Genomic DNA, 26,380 nt, shown 5'->3' with positions numbered 1-26,380 from the left:
CGTGACCGGCGCTAGCCCGGTGGACGTTCCCCGTCACGGTCGCCTCCGTCGTCGGGTCGGTGGTCGGTCCCGCGCGCCTTGCGGCTGCCGAGGCGGTGGGCGGCACGGGCGAGCGCGTGGCCGGCCACCGGCGAGGTGAGCGCGACGAACGCGATCGCGAGCACGGCGAAGGTGATGGTGGTCGCGTCCTCGGTCGCGATCGAGGACGCCAGGATCGCGATCACCCCGGGTCCGGTGGCCAGCCCCTGGGCGTGCAGCTGGACGAAGGTGTCGGGTAGCCGGAGGACGCCGGCGAGGCTGACCGTGAGCAGCGCCAGGCCCAGCAGGAGCAGTGCGCCGCCGAGCACGTCGAGCAGGACCGGGATCATCCGAACGGGCCCCCGGAGTCGAGGTAGCGGGCCGCCGCCACGGTGGCGATGAAGGACAGCAGGGCCAGGGCCACCGCGGCGTCCAGGTAGTACGCCTGCCCGCGCAGGTAGGACAGCAGGGCCAGGAGCGCGATGACGATCGTCGCGAGGAGGTCGAGCGCCACGACGCGTTGCAGCACGTCACGGGCGCGGACCAACGACAGGCCGCCGGCGACCAGCAGCAGCGTCACCCAGAAGAGGGCGGGGACGACGATGACGGCGGGCACGGCGGTCAGGGGAAGACGCGGCGCTGGCGCCGCTGGTAGGAGTCGAGCTGGGCGGCGACCACGGCCTCGGGGTCACGGGTGTCGAGCACGTGCAGCAGCATCCGGCCCCGCTCCTCGTCGACCTCGACGACCACGCTGTCCGGCACGAAGCCGACCCGCACCGCCCAGGCCGCGGCCGGGACGGGTCCGGTGCGGGGTATGGGCACCTCGACGAGCCCGGGCACGGTCGAACTCGGGCCGACGAGGGTGACGGCGGTCTGCCAGGTGCCGACCGCCAGGTCGACCAACGTCCCGCCGACCAGCGCCGGCACGCCCGCGAGCCGGCGGCCCAGCCCCGCGAGCGGAGCCGGCGGCGGGGCGTTCGGGCGGACCCGCCCTGCCACGACGACGAGCGGGTTGGACAGGAGGAGTCCGATGAGGACGTCACCGGGACGCAGGCTCGTCAACGCCAGCAGGTAGACCGAGGTGAGCGCGACGACGCGGAGCAGCAGGGGCAACACGGCGACCTCCGTTGTCATTCGGTGTCCGCGGCCAGCAGGGCGTCGACCGCCTGGCCGCTGAGCGCGAGCAGCGGCTCGGGCCACAACCCGGCGGCGAGCACCAGCAGCGCCAACGCCGCCGTGAACAGCCGCTGCGGCAGTGGGCTCGCCACGCCGGTCGCCTGCGGGTCCGGACGCCAGAACCGGCGCTGGTACACCTGGAACACGTAGACCAGCGAAAGAGCGCTGCCCACCACGAGCAGCACGACGAGGGCGACGCTGCCGGCCACGATCCCGGTGCGGAACAGCTCCAGCTTGCCGACGAACCCCGCCGCCGGCGGCACGCCCGCCACGCTGAGCGCCCCGACCGCGAACGCCGCCGCGACCGCCGCGCCCTGCACCCCCGAGGCCAGGAACAACAGCGCCTTGTTCAGCGAGTTGATCACGCTGTAGAGCACCGCGGCCATCAGCCCGACGGGCCCGCCGACGCCCAGTGCGACCAGCACGTACCCGACCTGCCCGATCGCGGAGTAGGCCAGCGTCTCGGCGGCGTCGCCGCGGGCGACCGCCAGCACCCCGCCGTAGACGATCGAGGCGGCGCCCAGGACGACGAGCGCGACTCCGGCGAACCGCAACTGCTCGGGGAACAGGTCGGCGCCGAAGCGCAGCAGGCCGTAGGCGCCGATGTTCGCCACGGCGCCGCTCAGGATCGCCGCGACCGAGGGCCGTGCCCCGGCGTAGACGGTGGGCAGCCAGAAGTGGAAGGGGAACAGGCCGAGCTTCACGCTGAACGCGATGAAGAACCCGGCCGCGATCAGGACCGCCGCGTTGGGGTTGACCGCGACCACGCGGGCGGCCACCTGCTCCATCGCCAGCGCGCCGGTCACCCGGTAGGTGCCCGCCACGGACAGCAGGAAGATGAACGAGCCCAGCAGGTTGACCGCGGTGAACACCAGCGCCGCCCGCAGCTGGCGCCGCTTGCCACCGTAGGCGCTGAGCGCGTACGAGGCGGTCATCGCGAGCTCGAAGAAGACGTAGAAGGAGAACACGTCGGCGGTGACGAACAGCCCGGTCAAGCCGGCGCCGAGCAGCACGACCAGGCCGGGGAAGGTCCGCGACCGCACACCGCCCGCCGCCTCGTGAGCGGCGGCGGCCAGCAGCACGAGGACCGAGAGCAACGCGAAGGCCACGCCCAGGGCGTCCGCCCGCAGCACGATGCCCACGCCGGCGGGCCAGCCGCCGGTCACGACCTGCCGGTCGCCGCCGGCGAACACGTCGGCGGCGAGCACGCCCAGCACGGTGAGGGTGACCGCGAGGGACGCGACGGCGAGCCAGGCGACCACCCGCCGCCGTCCGTCCAGCGCGACGAGCACAGCGCCCGACAGCCAGGGCACGAGGAGGACGGTCGACAGCAGCATCAGCGGGCCCGCTCGCGCTCGGCCCGCCGCTCGTCCTCCAGGCGGGCCTCGGTCTCCTCGCGGTCGGCCTGCCGCTCCCGCTCCAGGCCCGCCGCGTGCCGGGCCTCGGTCGCGGCCAGCTCGTCCTGCTCGGCGGTCCGGAAGACCACGATCGCCCGGTGCACCAGGGCGAGCAGCAGCGCCACCGTGGCCAGCCCGATGACCAGCGCGGTCAACGCCAGCGCCTGCGGCAAAGGGTCGCTGACCTCATCGCCCGGGGCCACCGCGATCGCCGCCCGACCGCGGCTCAACCCCGCGGCGATGATCGTGACGACGGCGCTCTGCGAGATCAGCATGATGCCCGCGACCATGCGGATCAGGTCGCGCTTGAGCAGCAGGTAGGCGCCGGAGCCGAACAGGACTGCCGCCGCGACGGCGAAGGCGAGGATCACCGCTTCCCCTCCCCCAGCGGCCGTCCGAGCTGGTGCACCAACGTCGTCAGCACGCCGACGACCAGCAGGAACACCCCGATGTCGAGCAGCAGGGGGGTGAACAGCTCCAGCGCGCCGATCTTGGTGACGTGCTCGCCCGGACCGGGGCGGTGGGTCACCGGCGGCTCGCCGCGCACGAGGGGGAAGAACCCGCTCCCGAGCGCCAGGAGCAGGCCGCCGACCGCGAGCTTCGGCGCGTGGCGCAGCGCGGGCAGTGCCGACTCGGCGCCCTCGACCCCGAAGGCGACGTAGATCAGCGCGATCGCCAGCGCGACGATCACCCCGGCCGCGAACCCGTCGCCGACCTCGGCGTACCCCTTGGCGATCAGGGCGGCGGCGACCATCAGGCTGGGACCGGGCAGCAGCCGGGCGACGACCCGGACCACCGAGTCCGGCGGCGCGTCCGCGCTCACCACAGCCTCCCGCGCCGCATCAGCGTGGCCACGCCGACCACCGCGACCAGCAGCACCGTGATCTCGACCAGCGTGTCCAGGCCGCGGAAGTCGGCGACGATCACCGTGACGACGTCACCACCGTGGGCGGCGGGCGTGAGCCGGATGTGCTCGGCGGAGACGCTGTCGGGCGCGGGTTGGGACAGGAACCCCCACACCGAGGCGAAAACGGCGAGCCCGGCGACAGCACCGGCCGGCACGTCCCACCGGCGGGGACGGACGCGCACGACCGCGTCCCGCACCGGGCCCTCGTCGGGCATCCGGGCCAGCGCCGCGACGAAGACCAGGGTGAGCATGGTCTCGACCACGACGGCCACCAGCGCCACGTCCGGGGCTCCGACCAGCGCGTACACCGCCGCGAGCGCGAAGCCGACCACCGAGAGGGCGAGCGCCGCGGTCAGCCGCGAGCGGACCTTGGCGATCACCACGGTCGCGATGACGACCAGCGCCAACAGCGGGAGGATCAGCCAGTCGGCGCCCACCACCGCGCCGACCGCGTACGCGCCGGCCGTCGGGGTGGCGGCGAACGCGAGGCCGACCACCAGCCCGGCCGGGACCAGCACCGCCCCGATGCTGGTGCGCAGGTCCTTCACCTCCCGGTCGTGCAGTGCGGCCGACAGGCGGTCCAGCCCGTGCAACGTCGCCTCGTACGCCCGCCGAGGCCCCCACCGCTCCCCCGCCGCCGCCACGACCGGCACCACCCGGTCCACCACCCGAGGCACGGCCAGCAGCAGCCCGCCCAGCACCCAGGCGGCGACCGCCATCACGTTCTCCGACCGGACGTCGAGGTGGTAGCCGGGGGCGACGGTGACCGGTCCGCCCGTCGAGACGCCGGCCGCGTCGGAGGCCAACCGCGCGAACGGTTCCACGACCAAGCCCCCGAACACCGCGACCGCGGCCAGGATCACGACCGGTGCGACGAGCAGACCGGAGGTCGCGCCGACCTGCCCACGGGCCGGCCCCAGGAACAGCCCCGCCCAGAACCGCCCGATGTAGGCGAACGTGAGCGTCGCCGCGACGACGGCCGGCGCCGCGGTCAGCGGACCGTGCCGCAACGCGGCGGTGAACAGCAGCTCGTCCTTGAAGAACCCGATCGTCAGCGGCAGCGCGGCCAGCGTCGCCGCCGCCACCCCGGCCGCCACCGCGAGCACCGGCGCTCGGCGCCCGAGCCCACCCAGCCGGGACAGCCGGTCCTCGCCGGTCGTCATCGTCACCGTTCCGGCGGTCATGAACAGGGCGCTCTTGGCCACCGCGTGCGCCAGTACGTAGAACGCCGCGCCGCCGTTGCCCTCGGCTCCTCCCATTCCGTACAACATGACCAGGTAGCCGTACTGCGAAATAGTCGAATAGGCGAGGAGCTGCTTGAGCACGTCCTGCCGCAGCGCCAACACCCCGCCGACCACCGCCGACACCGCACCCACGACCACCAGCCCGGTCAGCACCAGCTCGCTGCGGGCCAGCAGCGGGTGCACGCGTCCGATCACCAGCACGCCCGCCGCGACCATCGCCGCCGAGTGCAGGTAGGCCGACACTGGGGTCGGCGCCGCCATCGCCCGCGGCAACCAGAAGTGCAGCGGCACCTGCGCGCTCTTGGCCAACGCGGCCACCGCCAGCAACACGGCCGCCCACGTGGTGGTCGCCGACCGGTCGGCCCGCGCCAGCAGCTCGGGGATCGAGAACGTCCCGTGCACCGCGTAGAGCAGCACCGCGGCGACCAGCATCGCCACCGCGGCGACCACCGTGACCAGCAACGCCATCAACGCCGCGGTCCGCGCCGCCCGCTCGCACCGGTCGAAGCCGATGAGGAAGTACGAGCACACCGCGGTCAGGTCGAAGAAGACGAACACCAGCACGAGATCCTGCGCCGTGGCCAGCCCCACCATCGCGACCGCGAACAGCGCCATCCACGGCCAGAACCGCCACCGCTCCACCGCCGAGCGGCGCTGGTGCTCCAGGTGCAGGGTCAGGTAACGGGTGCCGTAGGCGAAGACGAGGGCGCCGACACCGGTGGCCAACAAGCCGTAGAGCACGGCGAGGCCGTCGAGCGCGAAACTCAGCCGCAGGTCCAGGCTGGACGCCCACGGCAACGACACCGCGCGACCACCGGCCAGCAGGCACAGCAGGAACCCCGCGACCGCGGCGGTGCACGCCAGCCAACCCTGCCAGTCCGCGGTCGGTCCCGGGTGCGGCCCGTCCTCACCGCGGGTTTCCGCACCACCGCGAACGACCACCACGGGCAACTCCTCCGACCGGAAGGCGAGTCGTCCGCAACGTACGGGATCCCGACCTGGTCCGCAGACGTCGCAAGCCCGCTGGGGCGGGGTGACCAGTCGGCACACCGCTCCCTGTCCGTCGAACCGGTGACACGACGCACGCCGCACCGGGTGTCCAACGTGGAGGGTCGAGCCTCACGCCCCGGTCACCGACGGCGCGCGATCAGCCGACGATCTCCACCTCACGACCACCCGAACGTGTGGGTGCCACTCGCCATCGTGCGGCCGGACCCGTCTGCCCGGCGATCACGGCCGCGGGATTCACGTCGGTTGATCGGCTCGGACAGCGCAGCGATCACGAGAGGGGAGTGCGGCTTCGCTACCAAAGCTCCCGCATCCGGGATCTGAGCACGTCGAACTCGCACCCCGGCGCGTCCGGGTCGAAGCCGTGCTCGATCAGCCAGCGCGACGCCACCAGGCTGCGCAGTGACCACCAGGCCCGGATCACGTCGCGGTCCGCGTCCGGGCCGTAGCCGGCGAGGAGGTCGTCCAGGCGTTCCTCGTGCCCGAGCGTCAAGGTGGCGAGGTCGAACATGGCGTCGCCGGGGGCCGCCTCTGACCAGTCGATGACACCGGTGACCTCGTCGCCGTCGACGAACACGTGGGTGATCTGCAGGTCGCCGTGGATGAACACCGGTGTCCACGGTCGGAGCGCGGCCTCGGCGATCTCGCGGTTGCGCCGGATCACCTCGGCGGGCAGCACGGCGTTGGCGAGCAGCCACGCGCACTCGCGGTCGAGCTCCGCCGCCACGTCGTCGAGCCCGGGCCCCTGCCACGGCGGCAACGGCGCATCGTGCAGCTCCCGGATGGCGGCGCCCGCCGCGGCCCACGCCGCCGGCGACGCGGCCGACGGTTCGCCGAGGACGCCGAGCGCCTTGCCGGGCACTGCGGCGATCGCGAGCACGGGCGGCTCACTCCAGAGGATCGCCGGCGTCGGTATCGGCGCCATGGCCATCGCCCGCACCTCGACGTCGGCGTGGGCCGGGTCGCCGTCGACCTTCAGGAACACGTCACCGACGCGCAGCGTCGCGCGCTGGCTGTGGGCGACGACGACTTCAACCTCTTCCACACCGGCCATCCTGGCGGGGACGGCCGCCGATGTCGCCGGATTTCGCGGGTGGCGCGACGCTCCGGTTCTGTTCAGCGGTGTTCTGGACCGGGGACACGGTCAGTTCGCCCGGCAGCGCACTCCCGCGGCGGCGGCGCCGATCCCGGCGCATTCCGTGCTGCACGCCTCGCGCGGTGGGTTCGGGTGTGGTCAAAGCGCACAAGCCGCCGTCGGCGGGTTCCATGCGTTGATCTTGACGGGTGGGCGGTGGTATACAGGGTCTTGGTGCGATTCCAAGGTGTGGTGGTGACAGCCCACCAGTTCCGCCCGTCGCGGCGGGACGACTCGGTGTGACTCCGAGGCCACGCGGTGAGACCCCGCTCCCTCTCGGGCCTGTGTCCAGGCCCCTGGTTCCGCACGCGGAGGATCCACCTCCCGCTGTCGAGAGGCGAGTCGCATGTTCACCGGACACATCCACGAGGTCGGCACGGTGACGGCCGTCGAGCCGGGCCGCATCGAGGTCAGCGCGCCCAGGACCGCCACCACCGCGCCCGGTTCGCTCTGCCTGAACGGTGTCGGGCTCGCCGTCGCCCAAGCCGAACAGGCGCCGGACGTCCTGGCCGCGGTGCTGTCGCCGGAGACCCGGCGCAGGTCGACGCTGGACGAGATCCGGCCCGGCACGCGGGTCAACGTGGAGACGCCGCTGGTGCTGGGCGACCGGGTGGGTGGTCACCTGGTGCAGGGCAACGTGGACGCCGTGGGCAAGGTCGTCAGGGTCGACGACGAGACGACCTCCAGGCGGTTGTGGATCAAGCCGCCGGAGCGGTTCATCCCGATGGTCGTCCCGAAAGGACAGATCGCGGTCGACGGGGTCAGCCTGACCGTCGCCGAGGTGGCGCGTGACCGGTTCTCCGTGGCACTGCTCCCGGTGACGTTGGGGAACACCTCGCTCGCCGACCTGTCGGCCGGTGATCGCGTGAACCTGGAGCCCGACCTGGTCACCCGCCTGGCACAGCGCTGGCCGTCCGACCCGGGACGTGCGGTGGCCGAGGCGGTCGCGGCGCTGCCGTGGTCGGGTCGGCGCTCGGGCGCACGCGGCGTGCAGGAGGCCCTCGCGCAGCTCGCCGCCGGCGGAGCGGTGGTGGTGTGGGACCCCGACCTGGAGGGTGAGGGGGACGTGGTGTTCGCCGGTGCGCACCTGCGCCCGGAGGCGTTCGTCTTCCTGCTCACCCAGGCCTGCGGTCACTCGACGGTGCCGTGCGCGCCCGAGGTCCTGGAGCGGCTGGAGATCGGTCCCATCCCCGGTCCGGGCGACCGGCACGGCACCCGCCAGCACGTCCCGGTGGACCTGGCCGCCGGGACCGGCACCGGTGTGTCCGCGGCCGAACGCGCGGCGACCGTCCGCCGCCTCGCCAACCCGCGCGCCGTGCCCGGCGACTTCATCCGGCCGGGTCACGTCTTCCCGCTCGCCGCACGTCCGGGAGGGCTCGCCGAACGCGGCGGTCACACCGAGGCCACCGTCGCCCTGTGCGTGGCGGCCGGACTGCCCCCGGTAGGGGTGTGCTGCGAGGTCATGAACCCCGACGGGACCATGGCGAAGGCCGCCGACCTGGAGATCGCCGCGCTGCGCTGGGGCCTGCCGCTGGTCGACGTGGACGACCTCAGGAAGTACCTGTGAGCACCGCCGGACGCGACCTCTACGACGACGACCGGTTCTTCGCGGGGTACCGCCTGCTGCGGGATTCGGCTGCCGCGATCAACGACGTCATCGAGATCCCCGCCCTGGACCGCATGCTCCCTCCCGTGGCGGGTGCCTCGATCGTCGACCTGGGCTGCGGAACCGGCGCCCTGGCCCGCCGGCTGGCCGACGCCGGAGCGGCCGACGTCGTGGCGGTGGACTCGTCCCGGCGCATGCTGGCGCTGGCCACCCCGCACCCGCGGGTCCGCCTCCTGCGCGCCGATCTGGACGAGCTCGCGCTGCCCGCGTGCTCGGCCGATCTGGTCGTCAGCAGCCTCGCGCTGCACTACGTCGCCGACTACCCCGGCTTGGTCGAGCGCGTCGCCCGCTGGCTGCGGCCGGGCGGGCGGTTCGTCTTCTCGGTCGAACACCCCGTCTGCACGGCCGCCGATCCCATGACCGGGTGGTTGCGGACCGAGGACGGCACGGTGTGGCCGGTCGACGACTACGCGCGGGAGGGGTCGCGGACCCAGCGCTGGATCATCGAGGGCGTGGAGAAGCACCACCGGCGGCTGACGACGCTGATCGGCGCGCTCCTCGCCGCGGGCTTGGAGCTGACGGGCATCGACGAACCGGTGCCGAGCCGCGCCGCCCTCGCGGACCGCCCCCAGTTGGCCGAACACCTCCGGCGACCGCCGCTGCTCGTGCTGGCCGCCCGCCGCGACGACGCCGCTCGCGCCGGTCCGGGGTCGGCTCCTCCGGGAAGGGGAATGCGATGATCGAGCTCGACCTGGTGGACCGCATCGGGGTGGTGCGGCTGGCGCACGGCAAGGTCAACGCCCTGGACCTGGAGCTGTGCCGGGCGATCACGCGGACAATGCGGGACCTCGACGGCCAGGACGCCGTCCGGGCCGTGGTGGTGACCGGGACCGGGCGGGTGTTCTCGGCCGGTGTCGATCTCAAGCGCGTGGTCGACGGCGGAGCCGCGTACGTGGCCGAGTTCCTGCCCGCGCTCAGCGCCGCCTTCCGCGCCGTCTTCGACCTCGGCAAGCCGGTGGTGGCCGCGGTCAACGGGCACGCGATCGCCGGTGGCTGCGTGCTCGCCGCCGCCGACCACCGGATCATGGCCGGCGGGACCATCGGGCTGCCGGAACTGCGCGTCGGAGTGCCGTTCCCCCGGTCCGCCCTGGAGATCATGCGGTTCGCGATCGGGCCGGTGGCCGCGCACCGGGCGGTCTTCGACGGCGCCAACCACGGCCCGGAAGCGGCACTGGCGCTGGGACTGGTCACCGAGTCGTGCGACCCGGACGTGCTGCTGGAACGCGCCTTGACCGCTGCCGGGGCGCTGGCGGGCGGCGTCCCGGCGGACACCTTCCGGCACACGAAGGCGCAGGTTCGGGACGAGGTGAACGCGCGACTGGACCGAGCCACCGATGCGGCCACCCTGGAGCTGTGGACGACGGCCGCTACCGACGGCCGGATCGTGGCCTTCCTGAACCGGACGGTCGGCAGCCGCCCGTGAGCGGCCACCGCGGTGGCGCGCAGTTCAGCGGCAGAGCTCCTGGTAGGGCACTTCCGGCACGTAGCGCTGCCACTCGTCCCGGGTGAGCGGGCGCCGGGTGGTGTCGCACAGGGTCTTGGCGATGTCGCCGGTGTAGCCGAGGTCCCACTCCCGCACCGAGTGGTCCTCGCCCGCGCCGGCCAGGGTCCTGCCGTCGGGGCTGAAGGCGACCGCGCGCACCGGACGCGTGTGGCCGAGGTGCGGTTGACTGACTTGACGCCGGCTGCCGACGTCCCACAACCGCACCGAGTCGTCCCCGCTGCCGGTGGCCAGCAGCCGCCCGTCCGGGCTGAACGCCACCGAGTACACCGGCCCGGTGTGACCGGTCATGGCCTCGCCGACCGGCCGGCGGGTCTTGGTGTCCCACAGCCGGATGACGCCATCGTCGGATCCGGTGGCCAGCAGGCCGCCGGTCGCGTCGAACGCCACGCCACCGACAGGGCCGGCGCCCGCCGCGGTCAGCGTGGCGTCCCGTGCCGGGTCGGTGAGGTCCCAGAGCTGGACCTTGCCGTCGTCCCGGCCCGCGGCGACGCTCCGCCCGTCCGGGCTGAACGCGACCTTCACCGCGGGCGGCCGTCGAGCAGGGTCCTCGTCCGGGTCTTCGTCGCGATGTCCCACAGGAACACCGACGGCTTGACCTCCTCGGTGTCCCCCAGGGCCACCGCGAGGGTCCGCCCGTCCGGGCTGAACGCCACCGACCACGCCACCGCACCCTCGACCAGGCGATCGAGCTGCTTGCCGGTGCGCACGTCCCACAACGTCACGCTGCCGCCCGACTCGATCGGTTCGTCACCGTCCCGCCAGACGTCGACGCCGGCCAACGCCACCGTGGCGCCGTCCGGGCTGAACGCAATCGACCGCACGGTCCGGGTCGTCCCGGTCGTCAGGCTGCCCGCCGGCTCGCCCGCGCCGTCCCACAGCCGCACGCTGGGCCCTTCGGTTCCCCAGTCGGTCCCGGGATCCGTGCCGGGTGTGAGCGTCACGCCGCCGAAGACCTCGCCGTAGAACGGGCCGCTCAGCACACCGCCGATGGTCTCGCCGCGCACTCCGCCGAAGGTGGTCAGCCAGTTCGCCCCGGCCAGGCACACGCGCCAGCCGTCCTGCCCGCAGGAGAACTGGTTCCTGGCCTGCTCGGGGTTCCACCCGTAGTCGCCGCCCGTGGCCAGGGTCCGGCCGTCCGGGCTGAACGCGGCGGCGTACACCGGGCCGACGTGCCCGGTCAGCGGCTGGTTCGCCCGCAGTTGGCCGCTGACGTCCCACAGCCGGACCGTGCCGTCCATCGCCCCGCTCGCCAGCGCGTGGCCGTCCGGTCCGAACGCCAGCGAGGCGACCTGCCGGCTGTGCCCGGCCAGCGGGTCGCCGACGGGTTGCCGGGTGCTCACGTCCCACAGCCGGACGGTGCCGTCCTGCCCACCGGTGGCCAGGGTTCCGCCGTCAGAAGGCGACCGGCGGTGCGTTGTCGAACCGGTCGACCCGGGTGCGCGCCGGCATCGCCGGTCCGCTCTCCTGCCGCGTGCCCACGTCCCAGAACCGGATCGCACCGTCCGCACCCGCGCTGACCACCGTCTTCCCGGTCGGGGACATGGCCAGGGCAGGCACGACCCGGGAGGCCCCGTCGGGGCGGTACGCCTTCACCGGTGCACCGATCTGCTGCTGGGTGGTGGTGTCCCAGAAGCGCAGGGTGCCGTCCGCCGCCGAGGTGACCAGCGTGCGGCTGTCCGGGCTGAGCACCACCGAGGGGCTCACCTCGGCGGCGGTGCCGTAGTCGGCGATCGTCATGTCGCTGCCGATCTGCGCCCGCGTCACCGGGTCCAGCAGCCGTACCTGCCGCTTCCCGTTGCTCACCACCAGGAATCGCCCGTCCGGGGCGTACGTCTCGGCGGGCGCGGGGTGGTCGTTGACGGCGCTGGTGGCGGGGCGGCCGTCCAGCCCGGTGGCGATCACCTGACGGGTGGCCACGTCCCACAACGTGCCGCCGCTCTCGTGCGCGGAGACGGCCACGGTCCGGCCGTCCGGGCTGAACTCGACCGACCGGACCGCGCCGGAGAACGCGGGCAGGTCGCCGATCGGGGCGCGGGTCCGGGTGTCCCACAGCCGGACCAGGGTGTCCGCCGCCGTGGCGAAGGAGGCGCCGTCCGGGCTGAACGCCACCGCACCGACGCCGTGGCCGCCCGCGTCCAGCCGGGCGATCCCGGACCGGCCGGCGGCGATCAGCATGCTGGTGGCCGCCTCGGCGGTCGGGCTGATCCCGTCGGCGGCCAGGCTGAGCAGCCGGGACAGGTCCGGATCGGTGTCGCCGATCGCCTCGCTGCGCGCCGCGAGCGCCCGGGACAGCGCCTGATCCCGTGGGTGATCGCCGCCTGGCCCTGCACGACCGCGACCAGCCCGAGCAGCGCCACCAGCCCCACCGCCGTCCACCGCAGCCAGGTGGCGATCCGGTGCTGCCGGTCGTCCTCGCTGTCCAACCGGTCCTTGGACTTGCCGTGGACCGGAGCGGCCAGTGTGGCGAGCTCGGAGCGGAAGCTGCTGTTGCGGGTCGACAGGCGTGGCCGGTCGCGGGCCCAGGTGCGGTCGACCCAGAGCGGTTCGGCCGCGAACCAGCCGGTCAGGGCGCGGGGCAGCGCGGTGGTGCGGTCGCAGTCGAAGTCCCCGGCCGCCTCGTCCCACTGGATCACGCCCTCGCTGAGGACGATGAGGAACGTCTCCCGCTCCCGGTTGGCCCGCCAGTACTCGACCTCCCGCCCCACCCAGACCGATCCGGCGGCCCGCGGGGAGGCCATCAGGATGAAGTACCGGGAGGAGTCCAGCGCGTTCTCGATGGTCCGCCACAGGTCCGGGTTGGCGCCCAGGCTGGTCTGGTCCCGGAACACCCGCAGCGCCCGGGGCCGGTACCAGCGCTTGGCGAACCGGTGCAGCCCGCGTTGCACGTCGGCGGCCAGCCGCATGTCCGCCGCGTGGCGGTAGGACAGGAACGCGTCGTAACCCGGGCGGTCACTCGCCATGAGGGGCCTCCACTGCGGTGCGCTCGCGGCTGATCAGCTCTCCGCCGCCCCAGCTCGCAGGCACGCCCGTCGGCCGATACCGGTTCGGGTGTCGGCTGCCCGCCCGTTCAGTCCACGATCAGGGGACACCGGCGCACTCCCGAGCGATGAGCTCGGCAACGACGCTATCAGCGCCGGTGCCGGTGGCCGAGTCGAATCGTTGAGCCGACCAGGTCGTCCCGGCGGCTGCCACCGGATGTACGGCCGTGCACGGTGCCCCGGTGCGGCCCGGCTATCCCGGCACGGCGGTCTGGTAGGCGTTCACGGCGGCGTCGGCCATCGCCGCGTCGACGGACAGGTGGGTCCGGGCGTCGGCGAGGTGGCGGAGCGGGTTGTCGTCGTCCGGCACGTCCCGCAACGCCGCGACGGTCGCCGCGGACTGCTCGCAGAACGACCGCAGCAGCGCCGCGGCGTAGCGCAAATAGGCCGACGACTGCTCCTGCAACTGCCAGAGGTCCTCGGACTGCGGCGGCAGCGACGGGGCGGCCTTGACGTGCCCGGTCAGGGCCTCGGACGTCAGCGGCAACCGCGACACCTCGGCCAGCCACCGCAGCGACCTGCCGCTGATCTCGTCCGTGCGACCGGCGATCTGCTGCACCTGGCCGTGCACCGTGGTGTCGAGGTCCTGCCGGATCAGCTCCAGCGCGAGCCGGTCGAACCGGTCCGGGCCCAGCTCGGTGCGGGCGTCGTAGAGCTGCCGCACGATCCTGTTCAGGTCGCGGGGCAACCCGCCGGACAACGCGTAGCAGAGCCAGACGAACGGTTCCGGCAGCCGCAGCACCCGCTGCACGAGCAGCCGCCGCGTCTGGGTGAGCGTCAGCCGGCTGACCTGGATCACGTCGTCGAAGGCCGAGTCGAACGTCGTGCGCACCGACAGCACCCGGCGCGAGAACGACGTCAGCGCGTCCTGCGACACCGCCACCAGGAAGAACACGCCCTGCACGCCGAAGACCGACTTGAGGTCGTTGACGAACTGCTCGGCGGCCTCCGCGGTGGCGATCTTGTCCACCTCGTCGACGCAGACGACCACCCGCGCGTCGGCCCGGTCGGCCCGGCTGCGCAACCGCAACCCGACGAACCCCAGGAACTCGCGGAACTCGGCGACCAGCTCCGGATAGGTCTTCACCTGCTCGGCCCGCTGCCGGGCGACGGCGTTCCCCGCCTCCAGCCCGCCGGGCGGTTTCAGCGTCGCCGTTCGGGTCCGCGTGGTCGTCTCCAGGTACCGCAACCCCCGCAGGTGCCTGCGGGCCTCGTCCTCCAACGCGGTGTCCGGCCCCCGCAACCGCGCCCGCCGCCTGGTGAACGCCACCACCCCCGCACCCAGCGGCACGGCCAGCACCATCCCGCCGGCCGCCGCCACGACGGTCCGGACGTTCCCCCCGACCCACTTCGCGGCCTCCACGAGCTGCGGCCACCACACCGCCCCGGCGACGACACCCGCGCCCGCCGACGCCGTCAGCACCCACCGCAGCCGAGGTAATCGGGACACCGCCGCCCGGCTCGCCGGTTCGGGTGGCAGGACCAGCAGGCACAACCGGGTGAACAGGTGCACGAGGAAGTCGCGGCTGTCGTAGTCGGTGGGCGCGGTGACCACGAGCGAGAGGTCCCCGGGCTTCCCGCTGAAGCGCTGGTCGCCGAACATCTGCAGGACGGTGCTCTTCCCGATGCCGCGCGCCCCGCTCAACCCGATGGCGCCGCTGGACATCGCGTCGAGCATCCGGTTGAGCTGGGCGGAGGTGTCGGTGGGCACGAACTGGGCGCGTTCGGTGAGACCTCCCAACCGTCCGACGGACGCTTCGGGGAGGGCGGTGGCGTAGGACCGCTCGGCCAGCACCTCGACGCGTGCGGCGACGAGCGGGAGGACGCCCTTCTCCACCAACGCGTCGACAAGTTCGCGGTGGGCGCGCGCCGCTTCCTGCCGGGCCGCGGCGGCTCTGGGGAGTTGCTGCTCGGTGGGCCAGTCGCGGGGATCGTCGGACGCCAGCGCATCGGCCTGCGCCTTCAGCGGCCGGGCCCACCCCCACAGCGCCGCGCACACCATCGCCGCGGCCCAGAACGCGATCGTCACGGTCGTGGACGAGGGGGTCAGCAGGCGTGGAAGACCCACGACGGCGAACAGCGTCACCGTCGCCACCGCCACCACGTCGAGCAGGGAGCGCAACCGGTCGTAGTGCCGGTGCCTGCTCAGGAACACCCGGACCGACATGCCCGTCACCACCACGGCGAAGCCCATGGTGACCCGCACGGGGTTGCTGATCGCGAGTGGGAAGACGTTCACCACGGCCAGGGTTGCGAAAACCCACGTGAGGACGAAGTACCACCGCTTCCCCAGCGCGGCGAACGGCACCCGCACCTGCTCGGCGAACCGCCCCTTCGACGCGACGAACCGCTCGCGTTCCCCGGCGGTCGCCGTGACCAGGTCCTTCTGGGAACCCTCGATCTCGCCGACGACCTCGCGACGCATGGTCTCGACGCGCGGCGCCTCCACGACCGCGTGGACCTCCGCCTTGGCCAGGGCGAGGTCCACCAGTTCCTCGCGCATCCCCGCCACCATGTCGTGCGCCGCGAGGTCGGCCATCCGCCGGAGGCGCGAGGCAGGGCCGTACTCGTCCGCGAAGTGCTCCTGGAGCGGGCGGTTGTAGAACCGGAAGACCGCGCCTGAGCGGCGCAGCAGCCCCACCCTCCGCTGGGCTTTCAGGAACGACATCAGGTTGAGCGGCAGCAGCCCCCGGCTCGCCAGCCAGATCCGGCTGAGCGAGTACCGGAAGTAGGTCGAGAACCCCGCCGCGACCACGGCCGCCACCGCGCCGACGCCCACGAGCCCCGCGGCGCCGGATTCCGACCCGCCGGCCTGGGAGGCGACCACGGCGACGGCGAGACCACCGGAGGCCAGTGCCCACACCCACATGCGCCGCCGCCCGCCGCGCAGCGAGTCGATCGGGGTGGCCGCGCGGGCCAGTTCGTGGTCGGGTGGGACGTCGGTCGACCGCGCCGACCGACCGCCCAGCGCGAACATCGCGGTGACCACGGCGACGACAGCGGCGTGGATCTCGACGGCGACATCCCCGTACGCGGCAGTCGTGGCCACCGCGGCGAGCAGACCGACCACGAGGCCGACCGAGGCGAAGACCGGCAGGGGCACCGACCGCTTCAGCTCCCACCAGGCGAAGTCACCCGTCTCCAGGCGCTGCAGGTGGTCTGCCAGGAACCCGAGGTGCCTGATGGCGCGCCGGTCGCGCTCGGCCATGAACGCCCCTGGCTCGACGTGGACGACGCGGACCAGGGCCGACTCCTGGAGGAAGCGCCGGATCGCGGCGGGCTCGCCGAACCGGACCGGGTCGAGCAGCTCCACGGGAGCGGACCGGGGGTCCGCGTAGGCGACGACCGCGAGACCGAGGTACACCGGTGTGGCCAACGCCTTGGCCAGAGCGCCGTCCGGCTCGGTGGACAGGTGCTCCAGGACGGGCGACCACCGCTCGTCCGCCCCGGCTTCCACCAGGTGGTACACGATCTCCAGAGCCGGCAGCGGTCCGAGGAAGACGACCTTCACCGCCGGCAGTGCCGCGAACCCCTCGGGTCGGGAGGTGAGCACGAACCTCCGCCGAGGGGCCTCCAGCACCCGCAGCGCGTGCTGCTGCCGGTCTGGCCCCATCTCGTCGAGGCCGTCCAGGAGCGGAAGCACGCGGTCCGCGTCGATCAGGGCTCGCGCGACGCCCACCGTGAGCGGAGGGTGGTGTTCCGCCAGGTACTCGGCCATCCACTCGTCCAGGTCGACCGCGCGGGAGTCCCAGGAGGCGAGCGGCAGGACCACCGGTACCCGGACGTGCTCCCCGCTGAGCAGGTCCAGCGCCAACTGCTGGACGAGCACCGTCTTGCCGGCGCCCGGACCGCCCAGCAACATCACCCGGCCGGTGGGAGTCGTGCGGTACGTCTCGGCGAGGTCCACCCTCTCGGTCCGCCAGTAGGCGGACATCTCGCGCTCGACCTGGGCGCGCACCGACCAGGCCAGTCGTCTCGCGGACTCGTCCAGTCCTTCGGCCGTTCTCGACTTCCTGTCCTCCAGGAGGCCTTTGCCGAGGAGGAACAGGCTGACGGCGCTACCACCGATCGCCAACAGGACCCATGCCCAGAGACCGGGGGTCCGCGCGACCAGGTTCACGGCCCCGACCAGCCCGAGCACTCCGCTGATCACCACGTCTCGCCGCATGTGCTCCGCCCGTGCCTCGGTTTCGCCGGTACGGAGCGGCTATCGTCCCCGCCCGGGATGGCGTTTCACGGGGTGCGAGCGCTCGGTGCGGCAGTGGTCGTGACGGGTCAGCCGCTGTCGGGGCGCGTGCGGATCGATTCGGCCCGCCCGCGTGCCTCGCCCGCCTCCTCCGACCGGCCGTCGGCGGCCAACGCGGTGGCCAGGCCGTCCAGGACGAGCGCGGCCGGGCCCGGGTTCCGGTCGCCCACGAGGCGCAACGCCTCCCGGCACGTGTCGGCCGCCGCCCCGAGGTCTCCGGCCATCAGCAGGACACCCGCCTGGTTGTACACCGCGAACGCGACGAGGTCGTCGTGCCCGAGGCGGTGGGCCTTCCGGAGCGCCTCCAGCGGTTCCCGTCCCAGGGCGATCAACGCGGCGGCCCCGCCCGCCTCCCCCGGCGTGACCAACACTGGTCAGCTCGACGGTCGGCGACCACTACAGCGCTGAGCCCTTCGACCGGGGGTCACAGGTCGAGGACGAGTCGTCGGCTTCGGGACCGCGACACGCAGATCATCATCACGTCGCAGGCCGCCCGCTCCTCGTCGTCGAGCACGGAGTCCCGGTGGTCCGGAACGCCCTCCAGCACGCCCGTCTCGCACGTGCCGCACGTCCCCTCCCTGCACGACGACAGCACCGTGACCCCGGCTTCCTCCACCGCGTCGAGGATCGACTCGTCCTCCGGCACGGCCAGTGTCCGGCCCGACCGCGCCAGCTCGACCTCGAACGACGTGCGCTCGCCCTCGACAGCCTTCGGCCTGAAACGCTCGACGTGCAGACGAGCGGGTGAGCGCTGCTCCACGGCGGCGAGCAGCGGCTCCGGCCCGCAGCAGTAGACCTCGGCGTCCGCCGCCAAGAACGAGTCCAGTTCCAGCAACCCGGTCTCGTCCTGCGGTCGCACGACCACCCGGTCGCCGTACCGGTCGCGCAGGTCTCCGACGAAGGCCATGGACGAACGCGTCCGACCTCCGTACAGCAACCGCCACGACGCGCCACGACCGGCGACCGCCCTGATCATGGGCACGATCGGCGTGATGCCGATGCCGCCCGCGACGAACAGGTAGCGCTCCGCCGCCACCAGCGGGAACTGGTTGCGCGGCCCGCGAACGTGCACCGCGGAACCCTCGCTGAGCGTCGAGTGCACATACCGCGATCCCCCACGGCCGGACGGCTCGTGCAGCACCGCCACCTGGAGCGTCGAGCGGTCCGCCGGGTCGCCGCACAGCGAGTACTGGCGGACGAGGTCCGGCCCCAGCACGAGGTCCACGTGCGCGCCCGGTTCCCACGCGGGCAGCGGTTCGCCGCGAGGGTGGCGCAGGGACAGCCGCGCGACGCCGTCGGCGATCAGCTCCTTGCGCTCGACCAGGACGTCGAACTCCCCGTGCGCGGTGGACGCGGTCATCGGGCTCCTGTTCACCGGTGGGCTTCGACCGGCTGCCGTTCGGCCGGCGGCGGGACGGCCGGCGACGATTCGTGGCCCTCCGGGTGGGCCAGCAGCCAGTCCCACAGCTCCACCGGATCGTCCGAGTCGTGCTCGGCCCCGCAGTGGCACACGCCCACCAGCAGGTCGGCGCCCAGCTCCCAGTGGATGCGGTAGACCGTGCCGCCGCGCGGCGGCCCCACCCGGTCGCTCATGTCGCGACCGCCTTCGCGGGTTCGTCGGCTTCCGCGACCATGCGCTTGAGGATGCGCCGTGCCGCCAGCCCGCCGGTGTCGATGTTGATCGACAGTTCCCGGTAGCCCTCCGGCTCGGACCGGATCACGCGCTCCAGGAGGTCCAGCGCGGTGACGTCCTGGAGGACCACCGTGCGGTTGCTGTCACGCAGGAAGTCGGACACTTCCTGGTCGTCCAGCGCGAAATCCCGTGCCACGGCCCAGAAGTCGTGCGTGCTGTGCTCGGTCTCCGGCGTGATGGCGTAGACGACCTCGACGTGGAAGCCGTGCGGGTCCGAGCCGTCGGCCTCGGGCAGCACGCCGACCGGCGCGACCCGGCTGTGCAGCAGGTACAGGCACGGCGGGTGGTACTCGATGTCCTGCCAGCGCGTGATCCTGCCCTGGATCCCGGTGGACTTGGCGTAGAACGGCGGGCACGCGGCGTCGGCCATGTGCCGGTTGACGTAGATGATCCGGGCGTCCTCGTCGACCTCGGTGGTGATCGGCGTGTTCGCCACCTCGGGTGTGCCGATGTACCCGCCGTGCAAGTAGGTCTCGTGCGACAGGTCCATCAGGTTGTCCACCAGCAGTTCGTACCGCGCCGCCAACGGCTCCATCCCGCACACCGTCGTGTAAGCGGGGTCGGCGAGCCAGGGCGCGCGGGGGATCAGCGCCTCGTCGGCCCGGTCCCGGTCGCCGATCCACACCCAGACGAACGAGTCCTGCTCCACCACCGGGTAGGACGGCACGCGCGCGGCGCGCGGGATCCGCGCCTGCCCCGGCACGAACACGCAACTGCCGGCCTTGTCGTAGGTGAAGCCGTGGTAGCCGCAGACGATCGTGTCGCCTTCCAGCCTGCTCTCCGAGAGCGGGTAGCGCCGGTGCACGCACCGGTCGGCCAGCGCCACCACCTCGCCCGCCTCGCTGCGGTAGAACACCAGCGGCTCGCCCAGGATCGTCCTGGCGAACAGCTCTCGCCCGATCTCGCGGCCGTAGGCCGCCACGTACCAGTGGTTACGCGCGAACGTCATGATCTGGCAACCTCCCGCGCGGTGATCTCCACGCGCTGCGTCTCCGGTGGACCGTCCGATGGGTCAGCTCGCGCCGTAACGGGCGCGCACGAGTTTCTTCAGCAGCTTCCCGGTGGCGCTCTGCGGCAGTTCGTCCACGAACACCACGGACTTCGGGATCTTGTAGCCGGCCAGCCGGGCACGCAGGAACGCCAGGACGTCCAGCTCGCTGGTCGTCTCCGCGCCGGGGTTGACGGTGACGACCGCGCGGCCCACCTCACCCCACCGGGAGTCGGGCACGCCGATCACGGTGCACTCGGCGATCGAGGGGTGCTCGTGGAGGACGCTCTCGACCTCGGCGGGGTAGATGTTCTCCCCGCCCGAGATGATCACGTCCTTGAGCCGGTCGACCACGGCGATGTAGCCGTCCTCGTCCGGCGTGGCGATGTCGCCGGAGTGGAACCACTCGTCGGGGCCGAACGCCCGCGCGGTGTCCGCGGGGCGCTGCCAGTAGCCGCGCATGACGGTGGGACCGCTGATCACGATCTCGCCCTTCTCACCGGGCGCGACGTCGGCCAGGTTCGGCCCGACCACGCGCACGTCGGTGAAGAAGTGCGGCACACCGGCGGTTCCCGCCTTGGCCTCGCTCATCTCCTTGGTCAGGTACAAGGCGCCGGGAGAGGTCTCGGTCATGCCGTAGCCCTGGCTGAAGGACAGGCCGCGCCGCTGGTAGGTGCGGATGGTCGACTCCGGCACGGGCGCGCCGCCGCAGTTGACCTGCCGCAGGCTGGACAGGTCCGCCTCCTCCCAGCGCGGGCAGGCGGCGATCGCGTTGTACATGGTGGGAACGCCGAACATGTACGTGACGCGGTGGGCTTCGATCCGGTCGAGCACCCCGGCGGCGTCGAAAGCGGACATGAGGACGACCGTGCCGCCCTTGATGAGCGTGGGCAGGCAGGTCATGTTCAGCCCGGCGGTGTGGAACAGCGGCGCGACGACCAGCGTCACCTCGTCACTGGCCAGGTCGACGTCGACCAGCACGTTGACGGTGTTCCAGGTGAGGTTGCCGTGGGTCAGCATGGCGCCCTTGGGTCGCCCGGTCGTGCCCGAGGTGTACATGATCAGGCAGAGGTCGTCGAGCGTGACCGGTTCGTCGATCGGATCGGCCTCGGACGCCGCGATCAACTCCTCGTACGAGGACTCGCCCGCGGCGGGGTGGTCGAGCGCGATGATCCGCGTCGGCCCCGCGGCGGCCCGGACCGCGTGGACGACGGAGGCCTGCTCCGGGGCGTACACCAGCACGTCGCTGCCCGAGTCGGTCAGGACGTGCGCCACCTCCGCCGGCGCCAGCCGCGTGTTCAGCGGGACGAACACCGCGCCGAGCGCGCCGACGGCGAACAACGTCTCCAGGAAGGCGGGGTGGTTCGGTCCCAGGTAGGCGACCCGGTCGCCCCGGCTCACACCGACCCGCCGCAGGCCGTGCGCGAGCCGGAGCACCCGCTCGTGCAGTTGCCGGTAGGTCGACCCACGACCTTCGTGGATCACCGCCACCTTCTCCGGCGTCTTGCGGACCCGCCGTGCGGTCCACGAGCCGATGCCCTGGTTTCGCATGACGACCCCTCCTGTCCTTGACCGGGTCCAGCAGGCGGGCCGATCCGCCCGGAACCAACCCCACCTTGAAGTTAGGCACATCCATGTCGGTCGTCAAGATTCTGCCCAACGTTAGGTGGAGGAGAGCCCGCGACCGGCACCGTCACGTTCGCACGGGTCGGGGCGTCGGCAGGTGCGCGTGCTTCGGGCTGACCGCGCGTTCGGCGGCGGCCGTGCCGGAGGGACGGTGAGCACCCGCGTCCGGCGGCGTGCGACGGCTCGGTTCAGGGGCCGACGTGGATGTACGGGACCCAGGCGGAGGGCAGCGTGTCCCAGCCTCGGGCACGGAGGTCGTGCACGGCGCGGTGCAGCGCGTACCCGGCCTGGTCGCCGGCCATCGTCGTGCCGAGGCGTTGGTAGAAGCCGCGGGCGACTTCGGCGGCGGTGGTGTCGCGGATCGGCCACAGGGTGGCCACGACGTTGCGGTAGCCGGCCAGTTGGAGCGCCGCGCCCAGGTGCAACGATTCGTCGGGCAGGTCGCCTCCGCTCGCGGTGTCGCACGCGGACAGGTAGGCCAGTTCGCCGCTGAGGTGCAGGCGGGAGACGTCGGCGACCGTCAGCAGCTCGTCGTGCAGCACCAGTCCCGATGTCGACGGCTGTCGGGCGTCGGCCACGCCGTGGCAGGCGAAGTGCACGTGGGTGTGCCGCTGCAGGTCGGCGAGCACCCGGTGGCGCTCCGCGTCGGCCGATCGGCGGACGGTGCACGTGCCTCGTGACAGCTCGGTGAGCACGGCGACTTCCGGCTCGACGTCCAGCGGGGCGGCGTCCGCCGCGTCGGGGACCGCGACGACGAGCGTGCCGTCGCGCTCGGCCGGCTTGTCCCTCCGCGCCAGGGAAAGCGCTCTGATCGTGGGTGTGTAGGAGGACACCGTGCGGTGGGGCACGGACGCGGACGTGCCGGGGATGCCTGCCGCGTGCAGCGGCAGCCGGGTCATCGCGCCGGTCGGGCACCACCACAGCCGGGGCGTCGGGCCGAGGTGGTCGAGCACGGGCTGCGCCACGGCCCGCCACAGCCACGCCAGCACGTCGTTCAGGACGGTGTTGTGCGCGATGATCCCGGCGACGTCGTGGGCGGCGCGCGCGGCGGCGGCGAGTTCCTCGGCCCGTTCGGTCGCGGTGACCGCCGTCAGGTCGGACAGCGGCACCACGTCGACGCCGCGGGTGGTCAGGACCAGGGCGTCGCAGCGCAGTGGGCTCACGTTGACGATGACGACCGGTCCGCCGGTCGCGGCGGTGAGCAGCTCGGCGAACGGCGGCGGGCGCAGGAAGTCGGCCAGCCCCGGCAGCCCGCGGACTTCGGCCACGGTCTCGTCCCACTGCCGGGCGAGCGTCATGCGGCGGTCGCGCGTCGCGGGTGTGGGGTCGATCGCGGGAGCCTCGTCGAGGCCGTCGCGCAGTTCGGCCAACCGCCGCGCGAGGTCCGGTCGCACGTCGCGCAGCGCCAGGAGGTCCGTGCGCAGGTCCAGGACCTGCGACCAGAGCACGGACCGGCCCTGCTCCAGCAGTTCGACGGCCCGTTCGGGACGACCTGCCGTGAGCGCGGTGGCGGCGGCGTGCGAAGCGACCCCGACCAGCGCGAGCAGTTGCCGTTGCTGGTCCTCGCGGTGCAGGCCGTGCCAGGCGAGCACCGGCAGCAACGCCACGACCTGCTCGTACCCGGCGAGCGACGACGCCACGTCGTGCCCGGCCGCCGCAACGGCCCACCACGACGCCGCTTGGATCCGGTCGAGCGCCGGCGACGCGACCGAGGCGGCCCCGACCGACAGCGCCGCGACGGCCTCGGCGAGATCGGCCGGGTCGTGTCCGGCCCGGTGGCGATTGAGCAGCGCGGCGGCGAGGTTGTACGAGTGCACCGCGTGCTGGGTTTCGCCCGACGTGGTGCGCGAAACGCATTCCCGCAGCAGGGCGACGGCCTCGTCCAGGTCCCCCGCCTGGCCGGTGAACCCGAAGCGGTCGGCGAGCGCGCCACCGAGGTTGGACAGGTAGCGGACCCGGCCGGGCTCGTTCGGGCGCGTGGCCGCCAGGACGCCGCGATGAGCTTCGACGGCGCGGTCGAGGTCGGCCAGGTCGTGCCGGACGCGGAAGCGCGTCGTGTACGCGTTCGCGAGGCTCGTCGAGTGCCGGGCGTGGCGGGTCGTGCCCTCGAGCCCGGCGATCGACTCGATGCCCACCTCCACGGCCGCGTCCAGGTGCGCGGGGTCGCCGGTGAGGTGGTAGAGGTGCCCCAACCCCTCGCACAGGCCGGAGAGGATCTCGGGCCGCAGCACCTCGGTCGGCCCGACTGCGGCCAGCGCTTCGCGGAAAGCGTCCACCGCTTCCACCGCATCCGCCGCGGCGCCGGTCCGCTCGAAGCGGCGGAGCAACGCGCCGCCGAGCTGGTTCACCAACGAGGGATCCGGACGGACACCACCCGCGATCCCGCGCCGGATCACCGCGATCCCGTCGTCCAGGTCGCGCGCGGAGCCGAAGAGCTCGTACGCGGTGAGCAGGGCGTGTCCGACCGCCCCCAGCTGGACGACCGCCATGCCCGGCGGCAACTCGGGCGCGGTGATCTCGCGGGCGATGGCCAGCGCGCGCGTGGCCGAGTCCGGGTCGCCGTGCCGTTGGTAGCGGGCGAGGTGCGCCCGCACCAGGTTGGCCTTGTCCAGCAGGTGCTCGGGATGCCCGTCCGGCCTGACTGCCGCCGCGGCGGCGTACAGCTCGATCGCTTCGTCCAGGTCCTCGTCGCTGCCGTACCTCCGGGAGCGGTCGGACAGCGCGATGGCCAGGAGGTTGAGGTGGTCGACGTAGTGCGGCCGGTCCGGCGGGACGTGGTCACCGGCCGACCTGTGCCGGCGCACCGCCTCGTCGATGGCCGCGCGGTCGCCGGTCTCTTCGAACAGCAGTCGGTATGCGGTGCCGAGCTGCACCCTCGCCCGGCCCCTGAGGTCGGTGCTGCCGCTGTCCACCGCGGTCAGCAGCAGCTCGATGGACTCGGCCAGCGCGCCGGGCACGCCGCAGAGGTGCGCCGACAGCAGCGCGTTCGCCAGGTTGACCACGCAGTAGTCGGTCAACGGCTGCTCGCCCCGCGCCGGGCCGAGGGCGGCACGCCCGGCCGCGACGCCGTGCTCCACGTCGAGCGGGTCCTGGAACCGTTCGAAGCGGGCGAGGTGGACGAGGCACAACCGGGTCTGAGCCAGCGCCCGCGGCACCGTCAGCGGCAACTGCTCCGCGAGCGGCGCGGCGCGGCGCAACACCTCGATCGCCTCGTCGAGGTCTACGGTCGTGGTGCCGGTCTCAGCGCGGGAGGCGAGCGCGACGCCCAGTTCCAGCAGAGCGTGGACGTGAGCCGGGTGGCCGGGCTCGGTCGCCGCCACCCCGAGGCGGTAGAGAGCGATCATGCGGTCCGGCTCGCCGAGCCGCACGTGCTCGCCCAAGCCGGCGAGCAGGCCGGTGGTGAGTTCGGCGACGTGCGCCCGGACGTCGTCGCCCGCGTCGGGGTCGTGCCACGTCCGCGACATCACCTCGATCAGCAGGTCCGCCCGTTCGGGCCCGGGTCGCTGCAAGTACTGCGTGGCCCGCAGGTCGACCAGGTTCGCCATCGCGACGGGCCGGTGCCCCTGGCCGGGCCGTGACGCGGCGAGGCAGGCGGTGAGGACGCGGGCGGCTTCGACGTCGTCCGGGCCGTCCGGACCGTCCAACCGGAGCCGGAGCGTCAGGAACCCGCCGAGCCGGCACGACGCCGCCCCGTGCAGCTCCTCGCCCTCCGGGAGCCGGGCGGCGCACGCCGTCATCGCCGCGACCGCGCGGTCGAGGTCCAGCCGGTCCCCGGTCACCTCGAAGCGGGAGGCGAAGCCGCCGCCCAGGCTGTAGAGGAAGAACGGGTCGAACTCGCCCTCCCCCGCGCCGCCTCCGTCGACCAGGTCGAGCGCGGCCGACAACAGGACCGGCAGGACCTCCGGATGTGCCGGCCGCAGCGCGAGGAACCGGTTCAGGTAGGCCGACACGGTGTCGAGGTCCTGGTCACCGGCGAAGAACCGGCACCAGCAGAGGTACGCCACGGCCACGACCGCGTCCGCATCGGTCGCGTCCGCGAGCGCATGGGCTTCCGCGAGCGCCTCCGACGCCAGGACCGCGTCGACGTCCTGGTCCCGGAAGAAGGCGTCGACCCGCCGGAAGAGCGAGGCGGCCAGCTGCTCGGTCTCCACACTTGTGGTTCGCGCAGCGTCGCCGCCACGTTACCGTCGGTGTCCTCCGACTCCCAGGCCTGACTCCACCACGCCCTCGTCGGAATACGTTGCGGGAAAGGAACCCGCAGAAGTGTCGCGGTCAGTTCCCGCCTCGGCGCCTCGCGGAGCCACGGTGACCGCTGTGCGAGACCCGAGGATCGGGATGGTCAGGCCGTCGTGCGGGCGACGCTCGCGGCGGACTAATTCGACAGCCCGAAATCACCGATACCCATCCCGACCCGCCGACGACTCCGCACCTCCACCCCCGACGGGTGTGACTTGGATGTTAAAGATAGGTGTGAACCTGCCGGGCGACTCCCGTCACGCACGGTGCCACCTAGACGCAGGAGGGCACATAACCACAGGTCGACCGGGGTTGGTCGATCAAGGTGCGGACGTGCGACGCAGGGCGGTCGTAAACGTGACGTTACGTCGTGCTCACCGCCTGCGGGGCGATAGCGTGCGGATTCCAATCCTTTCTTGTAGGCATCCCGGCCGCCCCCTAAGGTGACCCAGCAGAGCCATTGACGACGACTGTCGATTTAGCGATTCACTATTACTT

At 73.0% G+C, this 26,380-nt stretch carries 22 protein-coding genes; 3 read left to right on the top strand and 19 right to left on the bottom strand.

What is annotated here, in order from left to right:
• Positions 1 to 11 precede the first annotated feature (11 nt).
• From AB0H12_RS24390 to AB0H12_RS24355, 8 genes are all read right to left on the bottom strand, one after another.
• Positions 12 to 368 carry a cation:proton antiporter gene (locus AB0H12_RS24390; protein ID WP_499625530.1) on the bottom strand — a complete coding sequence of 119 codons (357 nt, stop codon included), beginning with the start codon at positions 366 to 368 and terminating at the stop codon, positions 12 to 14.
• Positions 365 to 634: an MrpF/PhaF family protein gene (locus AB0H12_RS24385; RefSeq protein ID WP_498781030.1), complete on the bottom strand. Its 270-nt coding sequence runs from the start codon at positions 632 to 634 to the stop codon at positions 365 to 367. The genes AB0H12_RS24390 and AB0H12_RS24385 overlap by 4 nt, the downstream gene beginning before the upstream one ends.
• Positions 635 to 639: 5 nt before the next feature.
• Positions 640 to 1,152 (bottom strand): Na+/H+ antiporter subunit E, encoded by a 513-nt coding sequence (locus AB0H12_RS24380; protein WP_499625528.1) that lies wholly within the window; start codon positions 1,150 to 1,152, stop codon positions 640 to 642.
• Positions 1,149 to 2,531 (bottom strand): complex I subunit 5 family protein, encoded by a 1,383-nt coding sequence (locus AB0H12_RS24375; RefSeq protein ID WP_499625527.1) that lies wholly within the window; start codon positions 2,529 to 2,531, stop codon positions 1,149 to 1,151. Before AB0H12_RS24375 ends, AB0H12_RS24380 begins: the two co-directional genes overlap by 4 nt.
• The gene (locus tag AB0H12_RS24370; RefSeq protein WP_499625525.1) at positions 2,531 to 2,962 is read right to left on the bottom strand and encodes an NADH-quinone oxidoreductase subunit K; all 432 of its coding nucleotides are present in this window, start codon (positions 2,960 to 2,962) and stop codon (positions 2,531 to 2,533) included. Before AB0H12_RS24370 ends, AB0H12_RS24375 begins: the two co-directional genes overlap by 1 nt.
• Positions 2,959 to 3,414, bottom strand: a complete 456-nt coding sequence (locus AB0H12_RS24365; protein WP_499625523.1) for an MnhB domain-containing protein — start codon at positions 3,412 to 3,414, stop codon at positions 2,959 to 2,961. The genes AB0H12_RS24370 and AB0H12_RS24365 overlap by 4 nt, the downstream gene beginning before the upstream one ends.
• Positions 3,411 to 5,687, bottom strand: a complete 2,277-nt coding sequence (gene mbhE, locus AB0H12_RS24360) for a hydrogen gas-evolving membrane-bound hydrogenase subunit E (RefSeq protein ID WP_499625521.1) — start codon at positions 5,685 to 5,687, stop codon at positions 3,411 to 3,413. Before mbhE ends, AB0H12_RS24365 begins: the two co-directional genes overlap by 4 nt.
• Before the next feature lie 358 nt (positions 5,688 to 6,045).
• Entirely contained in the window at positions 6,046 to 6,804 is a 759-nt protein-coding gene (locus AB0H12_RS24355) for a phosphotransferase family protein (RefSeq protein ID WP_499625519.1), read from the bottom strand.
• A gap of 427 nt (positions 6,805 to 7,231) precedes the next feature.
• On the opposite strand from AB0H12_RS24355, the gene AB0H12_RS24350 reads away from it, so the two are divergent.
• The 3 genes from AB0H12_RS24350 to AB0H12_RS24340 are packed head-to-tail and all read left to right on the top strand — an operon-like array spanning position 7,232 to position 9,974.
• Entirely contained in the window at positions 7,232 to 8,452 is a 1,221-nt protein-coding gene (locus AB0H12_RS24350) for a riboflavin synthase (protein ID WP_499625517.1), read from the top strand.
• Positions 8,449 to 9,231 carry a class I SAM-dependent methyltransferase gene (locus AB0H12_RS24345; RefSeq protein ID WP_499625515.1) on the top strand — a complete coding sequence of 261 codons (783 nt, stop codon included), beginning with the start codon at positions 8,449 to 8,451 and terminating at the stop codon, positions 9,229 to 9,231. The genes AB0H12_RS24350 and AB0H12_RS24345 overlap by 4 nt, the downstream gene beginning before the upstream one ends.
• Entirely contained in the window at positions 9,228 to 9,974 is a 747-nt protein-coding gene (locus AB0H12_RS24340) for an enoyl-CoA hydratase/isomerase family protein (protein ID WP_499625512.1), read from the top strand. The genes AB0H12_RS24345 and AB0H12_RS24340 overlap by 4 nt, the downstream gene beginning before the upstream one ends.
• Before the next feature lie 24 nt (positions 9,975 to 9,998).
• Here the strand turns inward: AB0H12_RS24340 and AB0H12_RS24335 are convergent, their stop codons facing one another.
• The 11 genes from AB0H12_RS24335 to AB0H12_RS24285 form a co-directional block, all read right to left on the bottom strand.
• Complete coding sequence (locus tag AB0H12_RS24335; RefSeq protein ID WP_499625510.1) at positions 9,999 to 10,577, bottom strand: WD40 repeat domain-containing protein; 579 nt, start codon at positions 10,575 to 10,577, stop codon at positions 9,999 to 10,001.
• A complete protein-coding gene (locus AB0H12_RS24330; protein ID WP_499625684.1) occupies positions 10,574 to 11,395 on the bottom strand; it encodes a WD40 repeat domain-containing protein in 822 nt (273 codons plus the stop codon). Before AB0H12_RS24330 ends, AB0H12_RS24335 begins: the two co-directional genes overlap by 4 nt.
• A gap of 52 nt (positions 11,396 to 11,447) precedes the next feature.
• Positions 11,448 to 12,230: a WD40 repeat domain-containing protein gene (locus AB0H12_RS24325; RefSeq protein WP_499625508.1), complete on the bottom strand. Its 783-nt coding sequence runs from the start codon at positions 12,228 to 12,230 to the stop codon at positions 11,448 to 11,450.
• The gene (locus AB0H12_RS24320; protein ID WP_499625506.1) at positions 12,224 to 13,015 is read right to left on the bottom strand and encodes a TIR domain-containing protein; all 792 of its coding nucleotides are present in this window, start codon (positions 13,013 to 13,015) and stop codon (positions 12,224 to 12,226) included. Before AB0H12_RS24320 ends, AB0H12_RS24325 begins: the two co-directional genes overlap by 7 nt.
• A gap of 271 nt (positions 13,016 to 13,286) precedes the next feature.
• Positions 13,287 to 17,261, bottom strand: coding sequence for an NACHT domain-containing protein (locus tag AB0H12_RS24315; protein ID WP_499625504.1), 3,975 nt, complete (start codon positions 17,259 to 17,261; stop codon positions 13,287 to 13,289).
• A gap of 107 nt (positions 17,262 to 17,368) precedes the next feature.
• On the bottom strand, positions 17,369 to 17,710 hold the full coding sequence (locus AB0H12_RS24310; RefSeq protein WP_499625502.1) for a hypothetical protein: 342 nt from the start codon (positions 17,708 to 17,710) through the stop codon (positions 17,369 to 17,371).
• A gap of 53 nt (positions 17,711 to 17,763) precedes the next feature.
• Complete coding sequence (locus AB0H12_RS24305; RefSeq protein ID WP_499625500.1) at positions 17,764 to 18,699, bottom strand: PDR/VanB family oxidoreductase; 936 nt, start codon at positions 18,697 to 18,699, stop codon at positions 17,764 to 17,766.
• Between the two features lie 11 nt (positions 18,700 to 18,710).
• Entirely contained in the window at positions 18,711 to 18,932 is a 222-nt protein-coding gene (locus tag AB0H12_RS24300) for a hypothetical protein (protein ID WP_499625499.1), read from the bottom strand.
• A complete protein-coding gene (locus AB0H12_RS24295) occupies positions 18,929 to 19,981 on the bottom strand; it encodes an aromatic ring-hydroxylating dioxygenase subunit alpha (RefSeq protein WP_499625497.1) in 1,053 nt (350 codons plus the stop codon). The genes AB0H12_RS24300 and AB0H12_RS24295 overlap by 4 nt, the downstream gene beginning before the upstream one ends.
• Positions 19,982 to 20,044: 63 nt before the next feature.
• Entirely contained in the window at positions 20,045 to 21,571 is a 1,527-nt protein-coding gene (locus tag AB0H12_RS24290; RefSeq protein WP_499625495.1) for an acyl-CoA synthetase, read from the bottom strand.
• A gap of 263 nt (positions 21,572 to 21,834) precedes the next feature.
• Positions 21,835 to 25,797 carry a CHAT domain-containing protein gene (locus tag AB0H12_RS24285; protein WP_499625493.1) on the bottom strand — a complete coding sequence of 1,321 codons (3,963 nt, stop codon included), beginning with the start codon at positions 25,795 to 25,797 and terminating at the stop codon, positions 21,835 to 21,837.
• Positions 25,798 to 26,380: the final 583 nt, after the last annotated feature.

The sequence above is a fragment of the Actinosynnema sp. NPDC023794 genome (assembly GCF_040639675.1).
Classification (GTDB): domain Bacteria; phylum Actinomycetota; class Actinomycetes; order Mycobacteriales; family Pseudonocardiaceae; genus Actinosynnema; species Actinosynnema luteola.
This window is presented reverse-complemented; position numbering and strand designations above follow the sequence as displayed.